The 6,752-nt window shown below is 43.2% G+C and carries 9 protein-coding genes; 7 read left to right on the plus strand and 2 right to left on the minus strand.

Going from position 1 to position 6,752, the window contains the following annotated elements; all coding sequences use genetic code 11:
- The first annotated feature begins 244 nt into the window (after positions 1-244).
- Together prf1 and IBX40_09820 are read left to right on the plus strand one after the other, a co-directional pair.
- Positions 245-1,492, plus strand: a complete 1,248-nt coding sequence (gene prf1, locus IBX40_09815; protein MBE0524611.1) for a peptide chain release factor 1 — start codon at positions 245-247, stop codon at positions 1,490-1,492.
- Positions 1,493-1,543: 51 nt separating this feature from the next.
- Positions 1,544-2,323 carry a TPD domain-containing protein gene (locus IBX40_09820; protein MBE0524612.1) on the plus strand — a complete coding sequence of 260 codons (780 nt, stop codon included), beginning with the start codon at positions 1,544-1,546 and terminating at the stop codon, positions 2,321-2,323.
- Here IBX40_09820 and IBX40_09825 read toward each other — a convergent pair whose 3' ends face one another.
- Complete coding sequence (locus IBX40_09825) at positions 2,324-2,800, minus strand: hypothetical protein (protein MBE0524613.1); 477 nt, start codon at positions 2,798-2,800, stop codon at positions 2,324-2,326.
- 2 nt (positions 2,801-2,802) lie between these two features.
- Entirely contained in the window at positions 2,803-3,696 is an 894-nt protein-coding gene (locus IBX40_09830; GenBank protein ID MBE0524614.1) for a fructose-1,6-bisphosphatase, read from the minus strand.
- A gap of 163 nt (positions 3,697-3,859) precedes the next feature.
- Here IBX40_09830 and IBX40_09835 point away from each other — a divergent pair, with 163 nt between their 5' ends.
- The 5 genes from IBX40_09835 to IBX40_09855 are packed head-to-tail and all read left to right on the plus strand — an operon-like array spanning position 3,860 to position 6,746.
- Positions 3,860-4,369, plus strand: coding sequence for a hypothetical protein (locus tag IBX40_09835; GenBank protein ID MBE0524615.1), 510 nt, complete (start codon positions 3,860-3,862; stop codon positions 4,367-4,369).
- A 13-nt stretch (positions 4,370-4,382) separates the two neighbouring features.
- Positions 4,383-4,982 carry a hypothetical protein gene (locus tag IBX40_09840; GenBank protein MBE0524616.1) on the plus strand — a complete coding sequence of 200 codons (600 nt, stop codon included), beginning with the start codon at positions 4,383-4,385 and terminating at the stop codon, positions 4,980-4,982.
- On the plus strand, positions 4,969-5,418 hold the full coding sequence (locus tag IBX40_09845) for a hypothetical protein (GenBank protein MBE0524617.1): 450 nt from the start codon (positions 4,969-4,971) through the stop codon (positions 5,416-5,418). Before IBX40_09840 ends, IBX40_09845 begins: the two co-directional genes overlap by 14 nt.
- Positions 5,419-5,420: 2 nt before the next feature.
- Positions 5,421-6,593, plus strand: coding sequence for a hypothetical protein (locus IBX40_09850; GenBank protein MBE0524618.1), 1,173 nt, complete (start codon positions 5,421-5,423; stop codon positions 6,591-6,593).
- Between the two features lie 3 nt (positions 6,594-6,596).
- Entirely contained in the window at positions 6,597-6,746 is a 150-nt protein-coding gene (locus IBX40_09855; GenBank protein ID MBE0524619.1) for a hypothetical protein, read from the plus strand.
- Positions 6,747-6,752: the final 6 nt, after the last annotated feature.

Raw genomic sequence — 6,752 nt, forward strand, 5'->3', positions numbered from 1 at the left:
ATTCCATAAAAATATATTTTCCCATTTACCATTTAATTTGAAGAAGATACGATTTATGCAACATTGATAGGATTGATGTACGAAAAATATATCCGACGTCAGACATTTGGAAAAAGTCTGGATAGGATTGCACCGATACAGTCGGGGAAAAAAATATAAAAGTAAAATTAAAATGAGGTAAGAAAACCTATATAGACGATGCCATGTATGTTAGCACCTGTTTTATTCGGAGATATCATTATACATGTCAGAATCAGAAGCCCACAAACGTTACGAATTTAAACGCCAGCTCGAAGAAATAAGGTCAAAGAAAGGAAGAGGCACTGAACTTATTTCTTTATACATACCCCATGATAAGCAAATCTCAGATGTGGTAGCCCAGCTCAGGGATGAACACGGTCAGGCTGCTAACATCAAATCAAAGCTTACAAAGACCAATGTTCAAAGTGCACTGGAGAGCCTTATGTCCAGGTTACGTTATATCCCCAGGGCTCCTGCATACGGAGTTGTACTTTTTACAGGTTCAGTAGATGTGGGCAGCAATAAGACCGATCTTCAGAGTTTTATTATAGAACCTCCAGAACCCCTGGTCTCATATAAATATCATTGTGATTCGTCCTTTTATCTTGAAACGCTTGAAGATATGCTGACAGATAAGCGGACCTATGGTCTACTGGTGCTGGACAGAAGGGAAGCGACTGTTGGGCTGTTGACGGGTAAGCGGACAGAGGCCAAAGACCACTTGACCTCATCAGTGCCTGGCAAACAGAGAAAGGGTGGCCAGAGTGCGCATAGGTTCCAGCAGCTGCGCCTGATCGCTATCCATGATTTCTATAAACGAATAGGTGATTCTGCCAGCAAGATCTTTCTGGAAGTGGACCACAAGGACCTGGAAGCAGTACTGATTGGAGGCCCTTCTCCAACAAAAGAGGAATTCGAAGATGGTGAATTCCTGCACCATGAACTGCAAAAGAAAATCCTGGGCCTGTTCGATACCTCATACACTGATGAGAGCGGATTGTCCGAACTGGTGGACAATGCCTCTGAAGCCTTAATGAATGTGGAGGTCGTCCAGGAAAAGAAGTATATGGAGAGGTTCTTGAAAGAGCTGGTGGGAGATAGCGGACTTGCTGCATATGGAGAGGATGATGTGCGTAATAACCTGCAGATGGGGTCTGTGGAAGTCCTGCTGCTGTCAGAAGATCTGAGACGTGATAGGTTATCAACGCTGTGCAGCCAATGCGGTAATGAAAGTGCAGTGACCATTAACCGTAAAGCGGGTGAAGATGAACCTGTATTACCTCCATGTAAGAAATGCCAGGGATCAGTAAAGATCACAGAATCAGTTGATGTAATAAATGAACTTTCCTCACTTGCTGACCAGATGAGCACTCGTATCGAGTTCATATCAACTGATTTTGAAGAGGGTGCCCAGTTAATGAATGCCTTTGGCGGGATGGCAGCGATCTTACGGTATAAGACCAGTGTTTGAAATAGAATAATTAAATTATAAATAACATTAAAAATATTATATTCTACCAAGATGGATATCAGAACATACCAGACTGTCTATGAGGAACTGAACTCTCCTGAACATATTCATGAAATTTCCCAGGAATTCTCACTATATTCAGGTACTGTTTCCAATATTTTTCACCAAAAGATCGTAAGGAACGTAAGAAAGAATCATAGCCGTATGATGCGAAAAGCTCCTGCCCTGGTCAGGTCATGGAAAAAGGGAACCACAATTATGGATATTGCTGATAAGCATGATTTCCCGCCCGTACTTACCGCTTCAATAATACTCAAAGAAATGGGTTTCAAAAGTAAATCTATTATAAAAAACCCGGATATTTTACAAAACAAACGTCTGAAAAATGAATTAAATCAGGCAATTGACACGGATTTTTGTTTTTCTCCGAAGGCTCATGTCCTGCAGGGCAACCACGGTAAACTGGGAGAAGAACTCATCCATAAATGGCTTAAAGGGGATGACCTGGATTTTCTTACAGAATCAGACCTGAACAAAGAACCCAATACAAAAACCCCTGACTTTCTCCTTCATGAACATATGAGAATTAACGGTAATAAAGTAAAATGGGTCGAAAGCAAGGCAGTGTTCGCAGATGAGAAGGAACATAATCGGTATCAGAAAAAGCAGTTCCAGTTCTATGAAGACCTGTACGGACCGGGAATGGTAGTATACTGGTATGGATTTCTGGATACTATTACACCTGGTAATTACCTAATTACAGATTATACATTTTTCGAAAATATCAGCTCTGACCTGGGCAGGTTACTAAATCATACAGTGATGTGGTAACTATTTGAAATTCACACGCCCTGATATACCGCCGAATATTTCTTCCAGTTCAAAATCCATATTATCCGGCACATAAGTCCTGAAGATATAGACATTAAATCCTAACTTCCTGGCCTCTGCAATGGAATTTTTCTGCTGGCTGTCAAGATCTGTTTGCAGGACCAGACACAACGATTTCTGGGAATTGAATTTGAGCAGGAAATCAAACTGGTCGGGTACAATTCGCAGTAAATTCCCAAGAATATTGAGGTCATCCCATCTGGTTGCCAGATGAATGCTCTTTTCAGCCGAATTCTCCACATACCAGTCCCGGCTTAAATATGGATATTTATCATACTGCTCATTAACCGTATCAATGGACTCGAAGATTTTCTTACCTGAAAGTTTGAGGTCAGTGTAATTCCAGTCCTGTGCTGCGAAATAACGGCTAGCTATGATATGTCCTATATTTTTAATATCCTCTTCAAGTAATTGCATATTCAATTACCTTTTTCATACGATTCAATAAGTGCTATCTCTTTCTTTCCGCCAATATAAATGGGAGTGCGATCAGAAACCGCAGTGGGTTTTACATCCAGAAGATTGCCTCTGCCGTTGGAAACTGCCCCACCGGCTTCGGTGACTATTTTACCCATGGGCGTCCCCTCGAACAGCAATCTCAGTTTTCCTGAATCCTTGCCCTTAAACGCAGGGTAGGTGAACAATCCCCCTTTATGGAGTATCTGGTGCACATCTGCCACGAACGAACCTGAAAACCTCAATTTGTACCCTTCTGATTCCAGGTGCTCGATGAATTGTTTATGGTAGGGCAGGTAATCTTTGCGCAAGGCACCTGGTGCATATAACTTGCCTTCGGGAATGGTCACATTTTCCTGCATCAGGGTAAATCGACCGTCGTTGCCCATAACAAATTCATGTACCCCGTTATTGGTAGTATAGGTCAATGTTGTCAGCGGTCCGTAGAGAATATATAACGCACCAAGCATGGTGTTCCCGGGCTCCAGTACATAGCCGGAGTATATCCCGACTATAGTGCCCACTGCCAGGTTCACATCTATCAGGGATGACCCGTCCAGCGGGTCAATAGTAATTCCGAACTGATTATTGGGATTTTCCACCTCAATTATGTCTGGCTGCTCTTCCGTGGCTATCCACCTGACAAGTAGGGATGCTTTCAGAGCTGCTATCAATATCTCGTCAGCTTTTTTATCCAGGGCCATCTGTGTCTCGCCATAGACGTTCTCTGTATCGGCAGCGCCTCTCGAACTTAAGAAATTTTCTTTAATTACAATTGCCTGTTTGCTTAATAACAATATTAACTTAGTTACATTCTTATCTGTCCCTTTCTTTACCAAAAAATCATCAAGATACATAATTATCTAATCCCCTAGCCTTTTTTTGTAAGTTTTGGAATGCTAATAAGAGTATTGTATATGATCGATAATAGTTATTTCGTTCTCTATGAATATATTTTGTAATAATTATATTAATCAATTTTGGCAATTTTAAAATAATAGGACCGTTTTCTGCACAGATGTGTTGGATGATGAGATGGGAGCCGATGCACTGCCAATGAGATTTGTAGTGGCAGCCCTATTGATAGGAATACTCATAGCCTTATCAGCTACTGCTCTTGTTGATTTCACCTACGACTCACAGATAACCCGGTTTTCAGGAGATCTTGCTGCACTTGAGGACAGGTCGGCCGTTATATACCAGCATGGAGGTGCCAGGGATATTACTGATCCCGGAGATAACATGGGTACGATAGAAACTATTACATTCACCGTACCTGCCGGGATTGAGATTTTGGTCCTGGGTGCCATGCCTCCACAAAATAATAGAGTACCCACGAGTGCAGCTCCTTATGAGCAGAATCTCATCTATTACACTACAAATAAGGGGGTCACGACCACGTTGACCTCAAGTGCAAAATATGCTTCAAGTCCTGGTCTGGATAGCCCTATCATCCTTACCTCTGGTACTTATGAACTGACCTGTGAGCTGGTAAATAACATCGAGGGTACATTTATCACATTATATTAGGGGGTGAAATGTAGTGCAAAGTCTAACGATCGATGAAAGGGCATGGGCTGATTATCTTATTACAAGAGCGGGATTGTTGATATTCTGTTCATTACTTCTTATTGCTGCATTTAAGGTCCATCCACTGTTTATAGAAAAAGATACATCCGGGATGCTGGATGCAAGAATATCCCACCTTGCCTCGTATCTGGAAGGAGTAGATAGTACCAGTGTACAGCGCTCATACTATTATGGATTTGATATTCCAGAAGATGTTAAGATAGGTCTCTCTGCCAGATATGTCACAGCCTCTACAGATAAGGTGCCGCAAATGACCAGAGCCAGGGCATTAATGACACCAGTGTATCCTTCCAACAGTTTATGGAACAATAGGTCCGGACTTATGGTTGCCATATCTGACAGGTGCCAGGGCAGGACAGGTATTGGAGGGGATATACTGCTTCCTTCTGATTGGGACCGCATCAGGGAGTTGCTGGGAGAAGCCGAAGATGAACTTTCTGTGGACGCATTCATCCCTGACATTAATCAGCCGTTGATAGTTGAGAAGGTCATTTTGAATCTTCAGGGACCTGAAGGTCCTGAAAAGAGAGGTATTACCATTGTTTACCAATGAAAAAGGACTCGTGGAACCAAATTCTGATCTTGTTGCAATGGCATTGGCTGTTGTTGGATTTATTATTTTTGTTTCATTAGTGGCTCATACATATCAGGTCTACCAGGAAAAAACGTATATTGCAGAACATTATGATGACGCTGCCAGCCTGGCAGAGTTGTTGATGAAGAACCCTGCATTGACCGCAGCTGACAGGCCTGATCTGATAGATGCTTCCAGGATAGAGGCCCTGGGTCCGGAAGATATCCAGGAATTAAAAGAACGATATGGGACCAGGTATGATTTTTCATTCAAGATCGAGGTGCTGCCATATTATAGAAAAGTGGTGGGGAACTCCCCGGATATGGGAGTTTCAGCATCTGTCCCTGTGACTATCAGGCTTAATGAAGCAAACGAGATGCCGGGTACGTTGACTGTCAAGATATGGGAGAAATAGAAGTGAAGATCTTCAGGGACACGGGCGCTTTTTCGAGTGTTATTGATACGCTGTTGTTCCTGGTATTGATATCTGTATGTGCGGTAATATTAGCTCCGGCAATTGTAGGGAATAGCCAGATAACCGCACTGCATGATGAGAATGCAGCAGAGCATAATTCACAGGTACTGCTCTCGCTGCAAAACGGCAGGGTTGATGATTTTAATTATACTGTGGCAGGCACTCAGATGGACTATCTTGTAAATGAGACGCTGGGAGCCAGTGCAGTAGATTCAGGTATCTACCGGATAAGCAAAAAACTGGTGGCAGGCCGGGAATTAAAACATAAGACATTTGCTGATCTTGCCAGCGAGTCAGTTGCCACACAATTCATTATCCAGCATGAGGGTTCTACAGTGAGATTAAACCTGCTTACTGACGAATACAGGGCCAATATCAATACTCAAATGCAGGATTACCTGGACAACCAGATCGGGGAGAGATATAATTATCATGTTTCCGTGGTGTGGCGGCCGTTCAGGGACATACCCATCGGCGGCGAGACCCAAATGGGTAAAGCAGTGCCAGATACCGCATATGTGGAGAGTGCCCGGATCACCATGCCTTATCATACTGAATTTACAAGGTACTATGTGGAAAACCTGATCAATAGCGAGTTAAATGAAATTGGCATTGACCTGGAACATGCTGATGAAGTGCCCAGGGATGAGACTGAAACGCAGATATCTGGTCATATTAACGATGCTATCAACCTGACAGTTGACAATGCTGTTGAGATCATTGTGGAAATGACGATCGGTAAGACACTTGAGAATGCCCAGACAGCGTTTAAGCAACAGATCGACAATGCTGTCCCGGGTGACAATTCCGGCATTAGTGATATCATTCTGGATGAGATGTTGGAGGAGTTGAAGAACGACCCTGCTTTTATTGAAAATTCCAGTCAGACTCTAAGTGTTCAGATCAAGGAATATTTGCAGCAGGTGGTAAGGGTGGAAGTGCATAAGGCTACTCAGGACGAAGTGGATGAACTGGCATCTGAATTGACAGACCAGTATATCAGTAATACTGCCCCGGCTGAAGAATTAAAGGAACAGGTGCTGGATTATGTCTTTTCAAGAATTGATATCAGCAGGGCCAGGATGACACTGGCATTGTGGGACCGGAATAGGTGATGTTTGAGGCTGACAGAAAATATGAATCTTAGCACCTGGCGGCTCAATCCACATCTTCAGGGACGTGCAGGCCGCCAGAATAATCGAAAAGCCCCTGCCAGCCACCTCACCACAAGGCTGGACTTAGCAGATTGGGATGGGCACCCGGGCTGAGTGAAG

The sequence above is a fragment of the Methanosarcinales archaeon genome (assembly GCA_014859725.1).
Taxonomy (GTDB): domain Archaea; phylum Halobacteriota; class Methanosarcinia; order Methanosarcinales; family Methanocomedenaceae; genus Kmv04.

Excerpts from the sequence above, each read along its gene's own strand:
- prf1 (MBE0524611.1), top strand. The coding sequence starts at position 245 with ATGTCAGAATCAGAAGCCCACAAACGTTACGAATTTAAACGCCAGCTC.
- IBX40_09820 (MBE0524612.1), top strand. The coding sequence starts at position 1,544 with ATGGATATCAGAACATACCAGACTGTCTATGAGGAACTGAACTCTCCT.
- IBX40_09825 (MBE0524613.1), bottom strand. The coding sequence starts at position 2,800 with ATGCAATTACTTGAAGAGGATATTAAAAATATAGGACATATCATAGCT.
- IBX40_09830 (MBE0524614.1), bottom strand. The coding sequence starts at position 3,696 with ATGTATCTTGATGATTTTTTGGTAAAGAAAGGGACAGATAAGAATGTA.